General features: G+C 63.8%; 13 protein-coding genes and 1 tRNA gene. All 14 read left to right on the forward strand.

Features of this window, described 5'->3' with window-relative positions:
• Positions 1 to 2: 2 nt before the first annotated feature.
• The 14 genes from FGQ67_RS03345 to gdhA all read left to right on the forward strand — a co-directional run bounded on the left by FGQ67_RS03345 (position 3) and on the right by gdhA (position 15,610).
• On the forward strand, positions 3 to 1,562 hold the full coding sequence (locus FGQ67_RS03345; protein ID WP_138340042.1) for a hydrogenase 4 subunit F: 1,560 nt from the start codon (positions 3 to 5) through the stop codon (positions 1,560 to 1,562).
• Between the two features lie 3 nt (positions 1,563 to 1,565).
• Complete coding sequence (locus FGQ67_RS03350) at positions 1,566 to 3,338, forward strand: hydrogenase large subunit (protein ID WP_022095197.1); 1,773 nt, start codon at positions 1,566 to 1,568, stop codon at positions 3,336 to 3,338.
• Between the two features lies 1 nt (position 3,339).
• Positions 3,340 to 4,056: a formate hydrogenlyase complex iron-sulfur subunit gene (locus FGQ67_RS03355; RefSeq protein WP_070097519.1), complete on the forward strand. Its 717-nt coding sequence runs from the start codon at positions 3,340 to 3,342 to the stop codon at positions 4,054 to 4,056.
• 2 nt (positions 4,057 to 4,058) lie between these two features.
• A complete protein-coding gene (locus FGQ67_RS03360; RefSeq protein WP_022095195.1) occupies positions 4,059 to 4,841 on the forward strand; it encodes an NADH-quinone oxidoreductase subunit B family protein in 783 nt (260 codons plus the stop codon).
• Positions 4,842 to 5,423, forward strand: coding sequence for a formate hydrogenlyase maturation HycH family protein (locus tag FGQ67_RS03365; RefSeq protein ID WP_138340044.1), 582 nt, complete (start codon positions 4,842 to 4,844; stop codon positions 5,421 to 5,423).
• Complete coding sequence (gene hycI, locus FGQ67_RS03370) at positions 5,423 to 5,926, forward strand: hydrogenase maturation peptidase HycI (protein ID WP_138340045.1); 504 nt, start codon at positions 5,423 to 5,425, stop codon at positions 5,924 to 5,926. Before FGQ67_RS03365 ends, hycI begins: the two co-directional genes overlap by 1 nt.
• 39 nt (positions 5,927 to 5,965) lie before the next feature.
• Complete coding sequence (locus FGQ67_RS03375; protein ID WP_138340046.1) at positions 5,966 to 6,805, forward strand: formate/nitrite transporter family protein; 840 nt, start codon at positions 5,966 to 5,968, stop codon at positions 6,803 to 6,805.
• 122 nt (positions 6,806 to 6,927) lie between these two features.
• Positions 6,928 to 9,045: a molybdopterin-containing oxidoreductase family protein gene (locus FGQ67_RS03380; RefSeq protein ID WP_138340048.1), complete on the forward strand. Its 2,118-nt coding sequence runs from the start codon at positions 6,928 to 6,930 to the stop codon at positions 9,043 to 9,045.
• Positions 9,046 to 9,097: 52 nt separating this feature from the next.
• Positions 9,098 to 10,555, forward strand: coding sequence for an L-seryl-tRNA(Sec) selenium transferase (selA, locus tag FGQ67_RS03385; RefSeq protein WP_138340050.1), 1,458 nt, complete (start codon positions 9,098 to 9,100; stop codon positions 10,553 to 10,555).
• Entirely contained in the window at positions 10,552 to 12,519 is a 1,968-nt protein-coding gene (selB, locus tag FGQ67_RS03390) for a selenocysteine-specific translation elongation factor (protein ID WP_138340051.1), read from the forward strand. The genes selA and selB overlap by 4 nt, the downstream gene beginning before the upstream one ends.
• A 170-nt stretch (positions 12,520 to 12,689) precedes the next feature.
• Positions 12,690 to 12,786 (forward strand) — tRNA-Sec (locus FGQ67_RS10075).
• 154 nt (positions 12,787 to 12,940) lie between these two features.
• Positions 12,941 to 13,573, forward strand: a complete 633-nt coding sequence (gene mobA, locus FGQ67_RS03395; protein WP_171025172.1) for a molybdenum cofactor guanylyltransferase — start codon at positions 12,941 to 12,943, stop codon at positions 13,571 to 13,573.
• Between the two features lie 29 nt (positions 13,574 to 13,602).
• On the forward strand, positions 13,603 to 13,998 hold the full coding sequence (locus tag FGQ67_RS03400; protein WP_171025173.1) for a putative Se/S carrier protein: 396 nt from the start codon (positions 13,603 to 13,605) through the stop codon (positions 13,996 to 13,998).
• Between the two features lie 256 nt (positions 13,999 to 14,254).
• Positions 14,255 to 15,610: an NADP-specific glutamate dehydrogenase gene (gene gdhA, locus FGQ67_RS03405; RefSeq protein WP_138340057.1), complete on the forward strand. Its 1,356-nt coding sequence runs from the start codon at positions 14,255 to 14,257 to the stop codon at positions 15,608 to 15,610.
• Positions 15,611 to 15,812 lie beyond the last annotated feature (202 nt).

Here is a 15,812-nt window from a genome sequence, read left to right on the forward strand (position 1 = left end):
CCATGGAAACGTTGATTCTCGCCCTGCTCGCGACTCCTTTGGTGTTCTCGCTGGTCATGGCGTTTTTGCCCAAGAATACGTCCTATAACGTGTTTGCCGGTCTCAACCTGGTCTCCGTCGCAGCCGTGCTGGTGCTGTCGATTATGACGGCCGGTGACGTCCTTATGAGCGGCGAAACCGCGAGCGCTCTTGGCCTGTGGTTCCACCTCGATTCGCTGGGCGCCATCTTTGTGCTGCTCATCGGCTTTATCGGTTTTCTTACGGGGCTGTTCTCGCTGCCCTATGTAAAGGCCGATATCGAGGAGGGCTCCATGCCCGCCGAGCGCGCCAAGCAGTATTTTGCGCTGTTTAGCCTGTTTGTGTTCACCATGCTGCTCGCATGCCTGTCCAACAACATGATCCTCACCTGGGCCGCCGTGGAGGCAACCACGCTTTCCACCGTGTTCCTCGTGGGTATCTACAAGAACAAGACGGCCCTCGAGGCTTCTTGGAAGTATGCGATGGTCTGCACCGCCGGCGTGGCCTTTGGCCTGTTCGGTACGCTGCTGATCTACGCCAACGCCGCCGACGTGATTCCCAACGCCCACGAGGCCGCATTCCTGTCGTGCGTGCTGCCGTATGCCGACCAGTTCGACCCGACGCTCATGCGCCTCGCCTTTGCGTTTGTCGTGATCGGCTTTGGCACCAAGGCCGGCCTGTTCCCCATGCATACTTGGCTGCCCGATGCCCACTCCCAGGCTCCGAGCCCTGTCTCGGCCCTGCTCTCGGGCGTGCTGCTTAAGTGCGCCATGCTTGTGATCATGCGCTTCTACGGCTTTACTATCCAGGCCGTGGGCGCCGAGTATCCGCAACTTTTGCTGCTGATCGTCGGCACGCTGTCCATTTTGGTGGCGGCGCTTTCGATGTTTCGCCAGGACGACCTCAAGCGCCGCTTTGCGTACTCGTCTGTGGAGAACGTGGGCGTTATCGCCCTGTGCCTGGGTATCGGTGGCCCGCTGGGTATCGCCGCGGCCCTGCTGCACTGCGTGTTCCACGGCTTTACCAAGACGCTTGCCTTCTGCGTGTCCGGCAACATCCAGCACGCCTTTGGCACGCGTAGCCTGGCCAAGATCCAGGGCGTCGTCGAGGTTGCCCCCGCAACTGCCGCGCTCGCCATCCTGGCGCTGCTCGGTCTTGGTGCCTTCCCGCCCTTTGGCATGTTTATCTCTGAGTTCCTGACTTTTGTCGCCGGTGTTACCGCCGGTCCCATGTGGCTGGTCGTCGTGGTCGCCCTCGGTCTTACCGTGGCCATCTCCGCGCTCACCCGCATCGCACTCAAGTCGGTGTTCGGCCATGCGCCCCAGGGCATGGGCAAGCATGAGGCCCCGGCGCTCATGCTTATCCCCGAAATCATCCTGGCTGTCATGATCTTGTGGTTTGGCATCGCCACCCCGCTGCCCCTCGTGCACGGTGTGGAGACCGCGACCGGCATCGTGCTCGAGCAGAGCACCGAGGAACTTCACGCGACGCCGATGTACCGCGCTGTGTTCGGTACCGAGACCGCTCAGAGCGAGGTGGAGTAACGAATGATTGAAACTGAGAACAAGGTGTATGCCCGTCGCTGCGAGAGCCATGTCGAGGCCCTGCGCCGCGCCGTTCCGGGCTGCATCGAGAAGGTCGAGTGGCAGTGTGAGGACCAGCTGACGATTACCGTTAAGCAGGACAAGCTGCCCGAGGCCGTCCACTACCTGTATTACGAGCGCTACGGCTGGATTCCCGTGATCATCGGCAACGACGAGCGCAGTCTGTGCGGCCGTTACGCCGTGTACTACGTCATCTCCATGGAGGGGGAGGACCCCGGCTGGGTGACCGTGCGCACCGAGGTCGATCCCGCCAAGATGACGTTCCCGTCCGTGACGCCGTTCGTCCCCGCCTGCGTGTGGGGCGAGCGCGAGCTGCGCGATATGTTCGGCCTGATTCCCGAGGGCCTTCCCGATCGTCGCCGCCTGGTGCTGCCCGATGACTGGCCCAGCGGCCTGTACCCGCTGCGCAAGGACTCCATGGACTACCGTTTCCGTCCCGCTCCCGCGAGCGACATGGAAAACTACGAGTTCTTGGCCGATACCAAGGGCAAGGAGACGACGCTCGTCCCCATGGGCCCGCTGCACATTACCTCCGACGAGCCCGGCCACTTCCGCCTGTTCGTTGAGGGCGAGACGATTGTGGACGCTGACTACCGTCTGTTCTACGTGCACCGCGGTATGGAGAAGGTCGCCGAGACGCGCCTGAACTATGACGCCGTGACGTTCCTCGCCGACCGCATCTGCGGCATCTGCGGCTGCGCCCACTCGGTGGCCTACGCCGAGGCCGTCGAGCGCGCCCAGGGCATTCATGTCCCGCCGCGCGCCCAGTACATCCGCGCCATCATGCTCGAGGTCGAGCGTCTGCACTCGCATCTGCTCAACATTGGCCTGGCGTCGCACTACACGGGCTTCGACTCCGGCTTCCAGCAGTTCTTCCGCGTCCGCGAGAAGTCCATGGATCTGGCCGAGAAGCTCTCCGGTCACCGCAAGACCTACGGTCTCAACGTGATCGGCGGCGTGCGTCGCGACATTTTGGCCGAGCAGAAGCTCTCCACGCTCACGACCATCCATCAGCTGCGCTCCGAGGTTCAGGAGCTCGTCGACGTCTTGCTCTCCACGCCCAACTTTATTGAGCGTACGAGTGGCATCGGCATTCTGGACCGCAAGATCGCACGCGACTTCTCGCCGGTCGGCCCGCTCATGCGTGGCTCGGGCTATGCCCGCGACGTGCGCTTTGACCATCCCTTCGACGGCTACGCCGATCCGGACGTCCAAAAGATGCACGCCGCTACGGCCGACACCTGCGATGCCTTCGGCCGTACCGCCGTTCGCATCCAGGAGGTCTACGATTCGATCGACATGATCGAGACCATGCTCGAGAACTGCCCGTCGGGCCCCATCCTCACCACGGATTGGGAGTACACCCCGCACAAGTACGCCATCGGCGCCACCGAGGCGCCGCGCGGCGAGGACGTGCACTGGGCTATGCTCGGCAACAACCAGAAGTGCTACCGCTGGCGCGCCAAGGCCGCCACGTACAGCAACTGGCCGGTCCTGCGCTATATGTTCCGCGGCAACACCGTGGGCGACGCGGCGCTGATCGTCGGTTCGCTCGACCCGTGCTACTCCTGCACCGACCGCGTGACGGTGACCGATGTCGCCGCCAAGCGCGACCACGTGCTCGACAAGGAGCAGTTCGAGAACGTATGGCGCGACAAGTCGCCGCTTGCGGGCGAGGGCACCATGGCCGCTCCGCTCGATGAGGAGGCGCTCTAATATGCTGAAGCTTTGGAAGGTTAACGCCAAGGCCGGCGATGCGACGGTCAAGTACCCGTTTGCGCCGTTCCCCACCAACAAGGACATGCGCGGCAAGCCCGAGCACAACGCCGAGCTCTGCATCGCCTGCGGTGCCTGCGGCGTGGCGTGCCCGGCCGATGCCATCCGCATGGACACCGACCTTGCGGCCGATACCATCACCTGGTCGATCGACTACGGTCGCTGCATCTTCTGCGGCCGTTGCGAGGAAGCCTGCCCCATGGAGGCCATCAAGCTCACCGAGGAGTTTGAGCTGGCCGTCATGAGCAAGGACGACCTCACCAGCAAGAGCGTCTATACGCTCGAGCACTGCTCTCGTTGCGGCAAGCCGTTTGCCCCGCACAAGGAGATCGACTACGCCAAGCGCCTGCTGCAAAAGGCCGGCGGCATGGAGGCCGAGCAGGCCGCCCGCACCGTCGGTATGTGCCAGGAGTGCAAGCGCGAGCTCGACGCCCTGCGTGCCGCCTCGGCCGTAAAGACCGGCAACGCTGCTGGCATGGCTGCCAACGAAACGCTTGCGTCCGGTGAGCCCCAGGGCCCCGGCATGGAGTATCTGGGCGGCCACGGCGTGAACCCGGAGTATATCGACCGCGAGCTCAACCCCGATGCGCCCGAGATTCCCGCCGGTCCTGCACCGGTCGAGGGCATCATCATGGATTTTGAAACGAAGGAGGAGTAACCATGGCCGAACCCACGCTTTTGCCCGAGCGGCTCCAGTACCGCCCGACCAAGATCGAGCTCGACGAGAGCATCGAGAAGGCCAAGGCGACCCTTCTTAAGAAGATCAAGCGCTCGGTGTACGTTTACCGCGTTGACTGCGGCGGCTGCAACGGCTGCGAGATCGAGATCTTCGGTTCCATCACGCCCGTCTTCGACGTCGAACGCTTTGGCATCAAGGTCGTGCCCTCGCCCCGTCACGCCGATGTGCTGCTGTACACCGGCGCCGTGACGCGTGCCATGCGCATGCCGGCCCTGCGCGCCTTTGAGGCCGCACCCGATCCCAAGATCGTGGTGTCCTATGGCGCGTGCGGCTGCACCGGCGGCATCTTCTACGACAACTACTGCGTCTGGGGCGGCACGGACAAGATTCTGCCGGTCGATGTCTACATCCCCGGCTGCCCGCCCAGCCCCGCGCAGACCATCTACGGCTTCGCCATGGCACTTGGCCTGCTGGACCAAAAGCTCCATGCCGAGACCACGGTGGAGGCCGCCGGCGAGCAGGCCGATATTCTGCACCCCGGCGTGCCGTACAAGCTGCGCGTTGCCATCGAGCGCGAAGCTCGCGCCATGAGCGGCTATCGTTACGGCCGCGACCTGGCCAACGAGTTTATGGATACGCTCGAGGGCGCGCCCAAGGGCGATATTCGCGGTGCCATGGCGCTGCTCATCGACAAGCAGGATGATCCGCGCCGCGTCGAGGTGTACTCGGCGCTGCAGGATCTGGTGCTGGCCGGAGGCCGCTAGATGAAGCTCACGGACCGCTCTGGTTACTTTGCGGGCCCCGGCATGCTCGGCGGCTCTTTTGGCGATGCCTCGCGCGCAAGCGACGAGGCCGCCGAGGGCGTCGCCGACCCCTGCCTGGGCCATACGCCCGACCAGGTGGTCTTCTACGAGCTCACGCGTAAGTTTGTGGAGACCGAGGAAGACGTTCCCCAGGAGGCCTGCGACGTGCTGTACTACACGCTCGCCGTGGGCCACCACACCGGCGTGCTCGACTGCTTTGAGCCGCGCCTGTCGGTGCCAGTGAACGTGTTCTATTCGCTCGTCGACGCGCTGCCGGAGGGGGAGGCCAAGACCAAGTTCGAGGCCATCCGCTCTTTTGGCGAGTGCCAGCTCGACAAGGCGGCGGTGCCGTCGCTGCTCGAGGCCTGCGACACGCTGCTCGACGAGCGCGGTTTTCGCGGTTCGGCCAAGGCCGGCATCTCGGTGTTCGATGACGACTTTGGCCTGCATGCCCAGCAGGTCGCGTTCTTAATGAAGTTTCGCGATCTGGTTGAGCGCGTGCGCGATGTGTCGGGCGTGTATCTGACGGGAAGGTTGCAATAATGGGTCGCGTTGTGGATGGTCGTGTGAACGGCGCCCCGTTTGCGGGTATCGTGCTCACGGCGGGAAGCGTGCTGCGTGCCGACGATGCCGCCGGCCCCGTGCTCTCCAAAAAGATGGAGGACGCTCCGCTTGCCGGCTGGTACACCATCGATGGCGGTCAGACGCCCGAGGATGACATCATCGAGGTCAAGCGCGAGCGTCCGCCGCGCCTGGTTTTGGTCGATGCCGCCGACATGGCGCTGCCCGTCGGGTCCATCCGCTTGCTCGACAAGCGCGATGTGGCCCGTAAGTCGATGTTCACCACGCATTCGCTTCCCTTATCGATTCTGATCGAAGAGATTGAGCAATCGTGCGAAGATATCGTCTTCATAGGGATTCAGCCGGGCGATACGGAGTTCTATAACCCCATGTCCCCGGAGGTCTTTGAGGCCGTCGACGCCGTGTACGACGCCGTGGCCGCCAACGACTTTTCCCACTTTGTCCGCTTGGGGCAGGAGCTGTAGCAGCGCTTGCCTCTGCTGAATAGGAAAGAAGTGATTGACATGGCAGATTCCAAGGTGGAGTACCCCGCTCCCGATTGCCTGGCGCCCGCCGCGATCGAGGCCAAGACCGAGACCGCCGGCGTGACCAAGGTTAACCTGCCGGTCGCTAAGGCCTTTCTGTTGGCAATGTTCGCCGGTGCGTTTATCGCCTTCGGTGGCCTGTTCTTTACGGTGTTTTTGAGCGACAGCACGCTGGGCTGGGGTGCCCAGCGCGTCGTGGGCGGCCTGTGCTTTTGCCTGGGCCTGGTGCTGGTGCTGGTGTGCGGCGCCGAGCTGTTTACCGGCAATTCGCTTATGGTCTGCTCGCTCAAGAGCAAAAAGATCACCTTGGTCCAGATGCTTAAGGCCTGGGTCGTCGTGTGGGTCGGCAATTTTGTCGGTGCTCTATTCATCGTCTTTTTGGTGTACATGGCCGGCATTTACAAGCTCAACGGCGAGGCGGTCGCCAATTCCATGGTGAGCGTCGCCGCCGGCAAGGTGACGATCGACTGGGTGACGATCTTCTTCCGCGGCATCCTGTGCAACATCTTTGTGTGCCTGGCTGTTTGGATCGGTACCGCCGGCAAGACCGTGGTCGATAAGGTCGTGGGCATTTTGCTGCCCATCGCCGCCTTTGTGGCCTGCGGTTTTGAGCACTGCGTCGCCAACATGTACTTTTTGCCCATGGGCGCCGTGATGCATGCATGCGGCTACGGTGCCAAGGTCGCCGGCGCCGATGCGCTCAACGCTGCGGGCATTGCATTTAACCTGTCCGCCGCCACGCTGGGCAACATCGTGGGCGGCGCGGTTCTGGTCGCGCTCGGCTACTGGTTTATCTATGCCAAGAAGTCCGAGGCGTAAGGTACCGTCTGTTTGACATTGGGCCTCCCGCGGGGCGTTGCCGTGCGGGGGGCTTTTTGGGTCTGGCGTTCGTTGCCGGGCTGTTGGCCTGTTGTGTTTGGCTGGCGAAAGGGGTAATCGAGATGGCATCTGCTGTGAAGCGTGACGGTCGCGCCGTGGTGACCACATGCGGGGGATGCTATGCCGATTGCGCCTTTGCGGCACGCGTTGAGGACGGTCACGTGGTGGCCGAGTTGCCGGTGCCGGGACATCCGTGCGCGGCGCGTGCCCTGTGCGCCCGCGGACGGCATCGCCTGGACATGCCGTTTGACGAGCGCGATCGCATTGTGCACCCCATGCGACGTCGCCAGGATGGCTCGGGGTTCGATGCGATTTCCTGGGACGAGGCGTTTGCTCAGATCGCCAAGCGTCTTTTGGGGATTGTTGACGAGCGCGGGCCTCGTGCGCTGGGCCTGACACTCGGCGTGCCCTCGTTCGACCGTTACTGGGCGTATCGCTTTATGTACGCGCTAGGCTCGCCCAACGTGTACGGTGCCGACGGCGCCTGCGAGGTAAGCCGTCTCACCGGTTGGGAGCACAGCCTGGGCTACAGCCCCGCCTCCGATCTGGCGCACACCGATTGCATCATGTATTTGGGGCGTTCTATCGTGGATTCCTCGACAATGGGAGCCGTCGATGCACTCAACGATGCGCGCCGGCGCGTGGCGAAGATCATTGTGGTTGACCCCCGGCGTAGCGGCTCGGCTGCGCTTGCCGACCGCTGGCTGCGTGTGCGTCCCGGATGCGATCTGGCGTTGCTGCTGGGCATCGCCCACGTGCTGATTGCCGAGGGCCTGTACGACCACGAGTTCGTTGCCCGCTATACCACGGGTTTTGACGAGCTGGCGCAGGCGGCTGCTGTTTGGACGCCCGAGTGGGCCGAGTCGATGTGCGACGTGCCGGCCGCAGAGATTGTCGCCACGGCGCGCGATCTGGCTGCCGCCGCGCCTGCCGCCGTGGTGGATGCGGGCTTTCATGGTGGCATTGGTATCGCGTATGCCAATAGCACCCAGACCGCGCGTGCTATCTGCTTGGTCGATGTGCTGTTGGGCTGCATCGGGCATGCGGGCGGCGCGCTCAATCCGCCCACGCCGCTTGTGTTGGGCGACCTCGATCCCGCACGCTTTGCGACGCCGCCGGTGCCGCGTGAGCCCAAGCTGGGGTCCGAGCGCTATCCACTGGTCGATCCGGTGCGCGGCCTGTGCACGACCATCGGTCAGTCGATTCTTGCCGGCGATTTGCGTGGGCTCATCGTCTATGCCAGTAACCCCGGTGCGGGCTATGGCAATGCGCAGGCTTGGTTGGACATCTTGCAGCAGCTCGACTTGCTCGTGACAATTGATATTCGCTGGTCCGAGACGGCGCGCGCTTCCGACTTCGTGCTGCCCGACGTGACGTATCTTGAGGCCGACCGCGGCGTGGGTGTGGTCGTGGGCCGCAACGACGCGCGCGTTTTCTACCGCAACGCCGTGCTGCCCGTGCAGCATGACGATACGCGTCCCGGTCGGGAGATCTTTGCCGGGTTGGCGCAGGCGTGTGGCGCGGGCGAGTACTTCCGGTTTACGTCTGACGATCTGGCGGCTGCCCAGGTGGCGCCTTTTGGGATCAATCTGGACGAGCTCAAGGAGCGCGGCTGGGCCGACACGGGTGTTGCGTTGCCGTCGCGTACGGGCGATCCGGCGATTTTCTTGGATGGCGGCAAAATTGCGCTGGCAAGCGACGTATGGGAACGTGCCGGCCTGGGTCGTGTACCCAACTGGATCGCGCCCATGGTGGAGCCCGGTCCGGGGATGTTTCGCCTCATTAGCGGCAACCGTCCCTTTGAGTCGCACACTTCGCGCAGACTTGCTGCGGCGGGTGCTGCCGAGGCAGGTTCCGACTTGGACGCCGTGCAGATGAATGCCGACGTCGCCGAGCGCATGGGTATCGCCAACGGCGAGGTCGTCGAGCTGGTGAGCGACATGGGCCGCGACCGCGTACGCGTGGAGACCACGCCCTATCTGCATCCGGCGTGCATCTTTACGTCGGCGGCTCCGGGCGGGCGTTCGTTTGGCGCTGGCGCGGATGGCGCCCAGGCACTTGGCGTCGGCCCGCTCGACCACACGCCGCTGCGCTGGGATCCCATTACGGGAGCCGCGCTCACCCAGGAAAATGCCGTTCGCGTGGAAAAGATTGCTGCGCGCGGGGATAATGACGAGTAATTGACTCAGCTGATGCGTTCGACTGATTTACGTTTGTTTTGAAAGGCCGTACATGAGCGATAGCCAGAACATTTCCGATGAGGTGCGCGCCCGTCTGCGCGCCATTCCCTCCGTCAACGAGCTGCTCGCCGAGTGGCCAGTGGTGAAGGCGGCGGGGGAGACGTGTGATGCGGTAGTCCATGCCGCCGTCACGGCCGTGCTCGACGAGGAGCGCGCCGCCATTCGCGCCGGCGCCGCTCCGCGCTCTAAGCGCGAGCTGGCCTCGGCCATCGAGTGGCGTGCGCATCGCTCCGCGCTGCCGAGCCTGCGTCCCGCCGTCAACGCCACGGGTGTGGTTATCCATACCAACTTGGGTCGCGCCCCGCTCGCGGAATCGGCCGCCAAGGCCGTGGCCGAGGTCGCGCGCGGCTACAGCACGCTCGAGTACAGTGTAGACACCTGCTCGCGTGGGTCGCGCAAGGAACATGCCGCGCAGCTGATCCGCTCGCTTACCGGTGCCGAGGACGCGCTGGTCGTTAACAACAACGCCGCCGCTGTGCTGCTGGTGCTGGCGACCCATGCCGCAGGCAAGGAGGTCATCGTCAGCCGCGGCGAGCTTGTCGAGATCGGCGGCAGCTTCCGCATCCCCGATGTAATGGAGGCTTCGGGCGCCAAGCTCGTCGAGGTCGGAGCCACCAACCGCACGCACCTGGCAGATTATGAGCAAGCCATTACGCCCGATACGGCCATGATCCTCAAGGTCCATCCTTCCAACTATCGCATCGAGGGCTTTCACGAGGAAGTGGGCTCTCGGGAGCTTGCCGCCCTGGCCCACAAGCATGGTCTGCTGTTCTATGAGGACCAGGGTTCGGGCGCGCTTTTGCCCGATGACATCCTGGTGCGCGGCGGTGAGGAGCCCACGCCGGCTTCGGTCGCGGCAGGGCTCGATCTGGTGTCGTGCTCGGGCGATAAACTGCTCGGTGCAGCACAGGCGGGCATTATCATGGGCCGTCGCGATCTGGTCCAGGCCTGCGGCGCACATCCGCTCATGCGCGCTCTGCGTCCGGGCAAACTGGCTCTGTCGGCGCTCGAGGCCACGCTGCGTATCTACATGGATGGCGCCGATGTTGCCCATCGCGATATTCCGGTGCTCAGCATGCTTACGCTGCCGCAGGCTCATTTGGAGCGACGTGCCCGTAAGCTGCGTGATCGTATGGTCGCCGGGCTCGATAAGGCAGGTTGCCCGTGTGCCGTTGAGTTGGAGATTGTCGAGGAATCGTCGACCCCCGGTGGCGGCTCGCTGCCTACCGTGGAGCTGCCCACGATGTGCGTTGCCGTGCGTCTTGTTGACGAGCGCCTGACGGTCGACGCGCTCAAGCGCTCGCTTGTCCAGGACTTCGACACGCCGGTCGTCACGCGCACCTCGCACGACCGCATTCTGTTTGATGTGCGCACGCTCGTGGGCGACCGCGATATCGAGACGGCGGCATCGACGCTCGTCGCGTGCGTTGCCAAGGCGGCGCGCCGATGAGTGGGGTCGAAGCGTTGGTGGAATGCCCTGTTATCGTTGGAACGGCGGGCCACGTCGACCACGGTAAGTCGGCACTGATCGAGGCGTTGACCGGCAAGAATCCCGACCGCTTGGAGGTCGAGCGTCGCCGCGGTATGACCGTGGAGCTCGGCTTTGGCGAGCTGGCGTTGCCGAGTGGCAAGATCGTGGGCCTGGTCGACGTGCCGGGACATGCACACTACCTGCGCGCCATGGTGCAGGGCGCCACGGGCATCGATGTAGCCGTGCTGGTGGTCTCGGCCGTCGAGGGTGTGATGCCGCAGACCCGCGAGCACGTACATGTGCTGGAGCTGCTGGGCGTCATGCATATGGTGGTCGCGCTGACGATGTGCGACCTGGCTGATAACGAAATGATCGAGCTGGCCGAGCTCGATGTTGATGACTTTTTGTCGGGCACTGTGTTTGCGGGCGCGCCGATCGTTCCCGTGTCGTCCAAGACGGGCGAGGGGATTGATGCGCTGCTTGCCGCGCTCGATGAGTGCGTGGACGCCTGCTGGGCTGCCTGTCGCGATCGCGCCGAGCGAACCGACGCCGCACCGCGCCTACCGATCGATCGCTGTTTTACGATCAATGGTGCCGGCACCGTCGTGACGGGTACGCTGCACGACGCGCCGGTTGCGGTGGGGGATGAGCTGGTCGCGCTGCCGTCGCGCACGGCCTGCCGCGTACGCGGGATTCAAGTGCATGGCGACACGCAGCAAGCACTGCCCGGACAGCGTGTGGCGCTCAACCTGGTGGGCGATGGCGTCGCTGCGCTCGATCGCGGTGAGATGCTCGGCGTGGCGGGTCGCTTTGGCCAGACGCTGCGCTTTATGATGACGTTTACGTATTTGGGTCGCGAGGGAGCCAAGCCGCGTGTGCTCGAGTCGGGTGCGCGTGTGCACGTGATGGCCGGTACGGCCGAGGTCGTCGGCCGCATCATGCTTATGGAGGGCGAGGCCCCCATGGCGGTGGGCGAGACCCGTATCGTTCAGGTGCGCCTGGAAGACCCGCTTCCGCTGCGCGCCGGGGACCATGCCGTGGTGCTGTCCTATTCGCCCGTGATGCTTATTGGCGGCGGTCGCGTGCTGCTTTCGCGCTGCCGTCGCTCGCGTGAGCTTGCCGACGGGGAACGCGCACTGTATGCGGCGCTCGAGTCTGGGGATGTTACCGCTGGCGTGGGCGCTTGGTTGGCACTGCAGACGCTGCCGGTTGCGGTTGCCGATGTTACCGCGGCGCTCGATCTTGTTGCCGGTGAGGCTGAGGCATCGTTGCGCGAGTTGGTGACGAAGGGCGCTGCTTGCGCGCTTGCTGGCTCGGATGGCTTGCTATATGCAGATGCTTCCGCGCTCGATGCCGCGATGGGTACACTGGCGGCGACTCTGTCCGCCATGCACGCGGCTGCCCCCAAGGAGACGGGCTTTACGCCCGGCGCCGTCGCCCATGCTGCGTGGCCTACCGCTGACGAAGACGTTGCCGCGGCTCTGATTGCCGAGGGCTGCTCGCGCGGCGTGTGTGCCTCCGTGGGCGCCGAGGTATTCGACCCGCACTCCGCTGCCGCCGCGGCGCGTGTGGTGCGCGAGGCCTGCGAACGTATCGTTGCCTTGCTGGACGAAGCTGGCCTCGATGCACCGACATTGCCCGAGGTGGGCGAGCGGTTGCAACTCGATCGCGACACTATGACGCGTGCCCTGCGCGAGCTTTCGCTCAACCGCTCGATCGTTAAGGTCGAGCGCGACGTTGCCCTGTCTGCTGCCGCCGAGGCCCATGCGCGCGAGCTTGTTGCCGTCGCCATTGAGGCCGCCGGCGGAGCTGCCACCACGAGCGTACTGCGCGAGGCCCTGGGCGTGTCGCGCAAACGCGCCATCAGCATCTTGGAGCACCTGGATGCCGTCCGCTTTACGGTGCTCGACAAAGAAGCCGGCGGCCTGCGCTCGCTGCGCTAGGGTAGTCATTTTGGGCGGATGATTTTTCTGGGACGGGGATTAAAAAATCATTGTGTACCTAATGATTTTTTAATCCCCGTCCCAGAAAAATCATCCGCCGTCCCAAATTAGCTACCCTGGTGCCCTTTGCGGCTGCGGGCTGCCTGGTTTGGTAAAATATCGCCGCACTTGGGAACGGATGGGCTCCGGTGGGCTCCGCGGTCCTCAAAACCGTTGCGAGGCGTGCAAAACGTCTTGGATGTGTTCGATTCACATACGTTCCCGCCATACGCTACCAGCGCTTTTGTGCTCGCGGTCTTGCTGCGTGCCGCAAAGGCGCTGTTTTGTTTTTGCACGAGCTTTTCGTAGTGCCGCTATTTCGGCGGCGGTATTTAGCTTCGTGCACCGGGTTTCGAGCATGCCGATGGGGGTGTTTTGCCGTATGACTACCGTAAGACGAGCCGATCTTTCTTGTGTCGTCCAGGCGGGCGGGCTGTCCTCGCGCATGGGCTGCGATAAGGCGCGCATGGCGTTTTGCGGCGAGCCGCTCATCGAGCGTGTGCTGGGTCGGCTGGCGCCAGTTGCCGGCGAGTTAGTTGTGACGACTTCGCGTCCCAGCGAGCTTGTCTACCTTGAGGAGTGCGCGTTTGGCGGCTTGGTACCGCGTGTGGTGGCGGACCTTGAAGGGTCGGCGGGCGCCATGCGCGGCATCGCGAGCTCGTTGGCCGCGGCCCGATTGCCGCTCGTAGCGATCGTCGCCTGCGATATGCCGTTTGTCTCGCCGGAACTCATTGGCGCGCTTGCCGATCGTGTCGAGGCCGAGGCGCTCGACGTGTGCGTGCCGCGCGAGGAGCGGGGGATTGAGCCGCTTTGCGCCGTCTGGCGCCGTGACGCGTGTGCGCCGGTCGCCCAAGAGCTGCTCGCCTGCGACCGTCAGCGCATTCGCTGCCTGATTAATCGCGTTCAGGCTGGTTATATGGATGAGCCGCAGATCGTTAAGGTCGCAGGCTCGACGCTCTGCTTCGAGAATGTCAATACGCCCGAGGAGTTTGCGGCAGCCGAGCTGCTCGCCTAGATCTGCACACATCAATGACGGGAGATGCCGTGTCACATGATATTTGCCCCGATACCGGGGAACCTTGCACTTGCGATGGGTCCGAGCCTTGCACCTGCGGCTGTGGCGGCTGTGGACATACGGCCGAGGAAGAGGCAGCGGCGGCTGCGTATCGCGAGTCGCACCGCGAGGCCTCGTTCGGTGATGCCCCTGATCACGAACGCAAGATCATCGTGTCGTTTGACAGTACCTTCGATGTGATGGAATGCGAGCAGCTGTGCCTTGCCGCCGGTGTGCCCGGGCGCATTATGCCTTTGCCCGGCTCCATTACCGCAGGTTGCGGGCTGTGCTGGGCCATGCCGTTCTCGGGCGATGCACTCGCCGCTTTCCGCGCTGCCACCGAAGGCCGCATTACCCCTGCCGACTACCATCAACTCGTCCTCTAACTACCACACCACCACAAAGGTGCCTGTCCCCAATGTGGTGGTGTGGAACATGTGGACGAAACAGCTTCGAAACACGCGATTTGTGCGTCGGGTACTCAAAAACGCTTCTACCTGCATCGTAATCAAAACGAAACATCTGCTCGTCGGCTTATGCGAAACTTTGCTGCAACAGTGCGATATTATCCATACTCGATAAAGCTCGCGGCGCATGGGGCGCCTCGAACGACACTTTTCTTTTCCATCAATTGGAGGAAGCATGAGCTACACGCAGAAAGTTCTCGACGAGCTCAAGGCCCGCTATCCCGAGCAGCCTGAGTTCATCCAGGCCGCGACCGAGATCCTCGGCACCATCCAGCCGGCGCTCGACGCCCATCCCGAGTACGAGGAGGCCGCCCTGCTCGAGCGCCTCGTCGAGCCCGAGCGCATCGTTATGTTCCGTGTCCCCTGGGTCGACGACCAGGGCAAGGTCCAGGTCAACCGCGGCTACCGCGTCGAGTTCAACTCAGCCATTGGACCCTACAAGGGCGGCCTGCGCTTTAACCCGACGGTCACCCTGGGCATGCTCAAGTTCCTGGGCCTGGAGCAGATCCTCAAGAACAGCCTGACCACCCTCCCCATGGGCGGCGGCAAGGGCGGCTCCGACTTTGACCCCAAGGGCAAGTCCAACAACGAGATCATGCACTTCTGCCAGTCCTTCATGACCGAGCTCTATCGCCACATTGGCCCCAACACCGACGTTCCCGCCGGCGACCTGGGCGTTGGCGGCCGCGAGGTTGCCTACCTGTTCGGTCAGTACAAGCGCCTGACCAATGAGTGGACCGGCGTCCTTACCGGCAAGGGCCTCTCCTTTGGCGGCTCGCTTGCCCGTACCGAGGCCACCGGCTACGGCCTGGCCTACTTTGTGGACGAGTACCTCAAGAGCCGCGGCGACTCCTTCGAGGGCAAGAACGTCGTCGTTCACGGCTCCGGCAACGTCGCCATCTACGCCGTCCAGAAGGTTTCCCAGCTCGGAGGCAAGGTTCTCGCCTGCTCCGACACCCACGGCTGGGTCGAGGATCCCGACGGCATCGACTACACCGTGCTCGAGCATGTCTACAACAAGAAGCGCTCCGGCCACGACAAGGGCGTCACGCTCGCCATGTACGTTGACGAGAAGCCCAACGCCGTGTGGCACGAGGGCGACGGCCGTGGCGTGTGGCAGCTGCCCTGCGACATCGCGCTGCCCTGCGCTCGCGAGAACACGCTGCTGCTCGAGGACGCCCAGGCGCTCGTCGCCAACGGCTGCAAGGTGGTCGGCGAGGGCGCGAACATGCCTACGACCATCGAGGCCACGACCTACTTCCAGGAGAACGGCGTTGCCTTTATGCCCGGTAAGGCTGCCAACGCCGGCGGCGTACTCGTGTCCGGCCTGGAGATGAGCCAGAACGCCGAGCACCTGTCCTGGACCTTCGAGGAGGTCGACGGCAAGCTCGAGCAGCTCATGCGCGGCATGTTCCACAACGTGGACGACACCGCCGAGGAGTACGGCCAGGAGGGCAACTTTGTCATGGGCGCCAACATCGCCGGCTTCCTGAAGGTCGCCGACGCCATGCTCGCCCAGGGCGTCTGCTAAATCTTCGCTCGACATAGCATGTGATGAGGCTCCCAGCTATCTGGCTGGGAGCCTTTTTTGATCCGTTGGGGACGGAGGAAAACGGATCATTTCCCTTGGTCCTCTGCCGGCCGCCCCTTAAGTTGCGGTGAAATACGGACTGTTGGGCGCCCTAAGCCCGACAAACAGTCCGTATTTCACCGCAAGTTATGGATGGGAGGGA

Origin of the sequence: Collinsella aerofaciens (assembly GCF_005845035.1) — a bacterium.
Classification (GTDB): Bacteria; Actinomycetota; Coriobacteriia; order Coriobacteriales; family Coriobacteriaceae; genus Collinsella; species Collinsella aerofaciens_I.

Coding starts and splice junctions, on each gene's coding strand:
- FGQ67_RS03345 (WP_138340042.1), top strand. CDS start 3: ATGGAAACGTTGATTCTCGCCCTGCTCGCGACTCCTTTGGTGTTCTCG.
- FGQ67_RS03350 (WP_022095197.1), top strand. CDS start 1,566: ATGATTGAAACTGAGAACAAGGTGTATGCCCGTCGCTGCGAGAGCCAT.
- FGQ67_RS03355 (WP_070097519.1), top strand. CDS start 3,340: ATGCTGAAGCTTTGGAAGGTTAACGCCAAGGCCGGCGATGCGACGGTC.
- FGQ67_RS03360 (WP_022095195.1), top strand. CDS start 4,059: ATGGCCGAACCCACGCTTTTGCCCGAGCGGCTCCAGTACCGCCCGACC.
- FGQ67_RS03365 (WP_138340044.1), top strand. CDS start 4,842: ATGAAGCTCACGGACCGCTCTGGTTACTTTGCGGGCCCCGGCATGCTC.
- hycI (WP_138340045.1), top strand. CDS start 5,423: ATGGGTCGCGTTGTGGATGGTCGTGTGAACGGCGCCCCGTTTGCGGGT.
- FGQ67_RS03375 (WP_138340046.1), top strand. CDS start 5,966: ATGGCAGATTCCAAGGTGGAGTACCCCGCTCCCGATTGCCTGGCGCCC.
- FGQ67_RS03380 (WP_138340048.1), top strand. CDS start 6,928: ATGGCATCTGCTGTGAAGCGTGACGGTCGCGCCGTGGTGACCACATGC.
- selA (WP_138340050.1), top strand. CDS start 9,098: ATGAGCGATAGCCAGAACATTTCCGATGAGGTGCGCGCCCGTCTGCGC.
- selB (WP_138340051.1), top strand. CDS start 10,552: ATGAGTGGGGTCGAAGCGTTGGTGGAATGCCCTGTTATCGTTGGAACG.
- mobA (WP_171025172.1), top strand. CDS start 12,941: ATGACTACCGTAAGACGAGCCGATCTTTCTTGTGTCGTCCAGGCGGGC.
- gdhA (WP_138340057.1), top strand. CDS start 14,255: ATGAGCTACACGCAGAAAGTTCTCGACGAGCTCAAGGCCCGCTATCCC.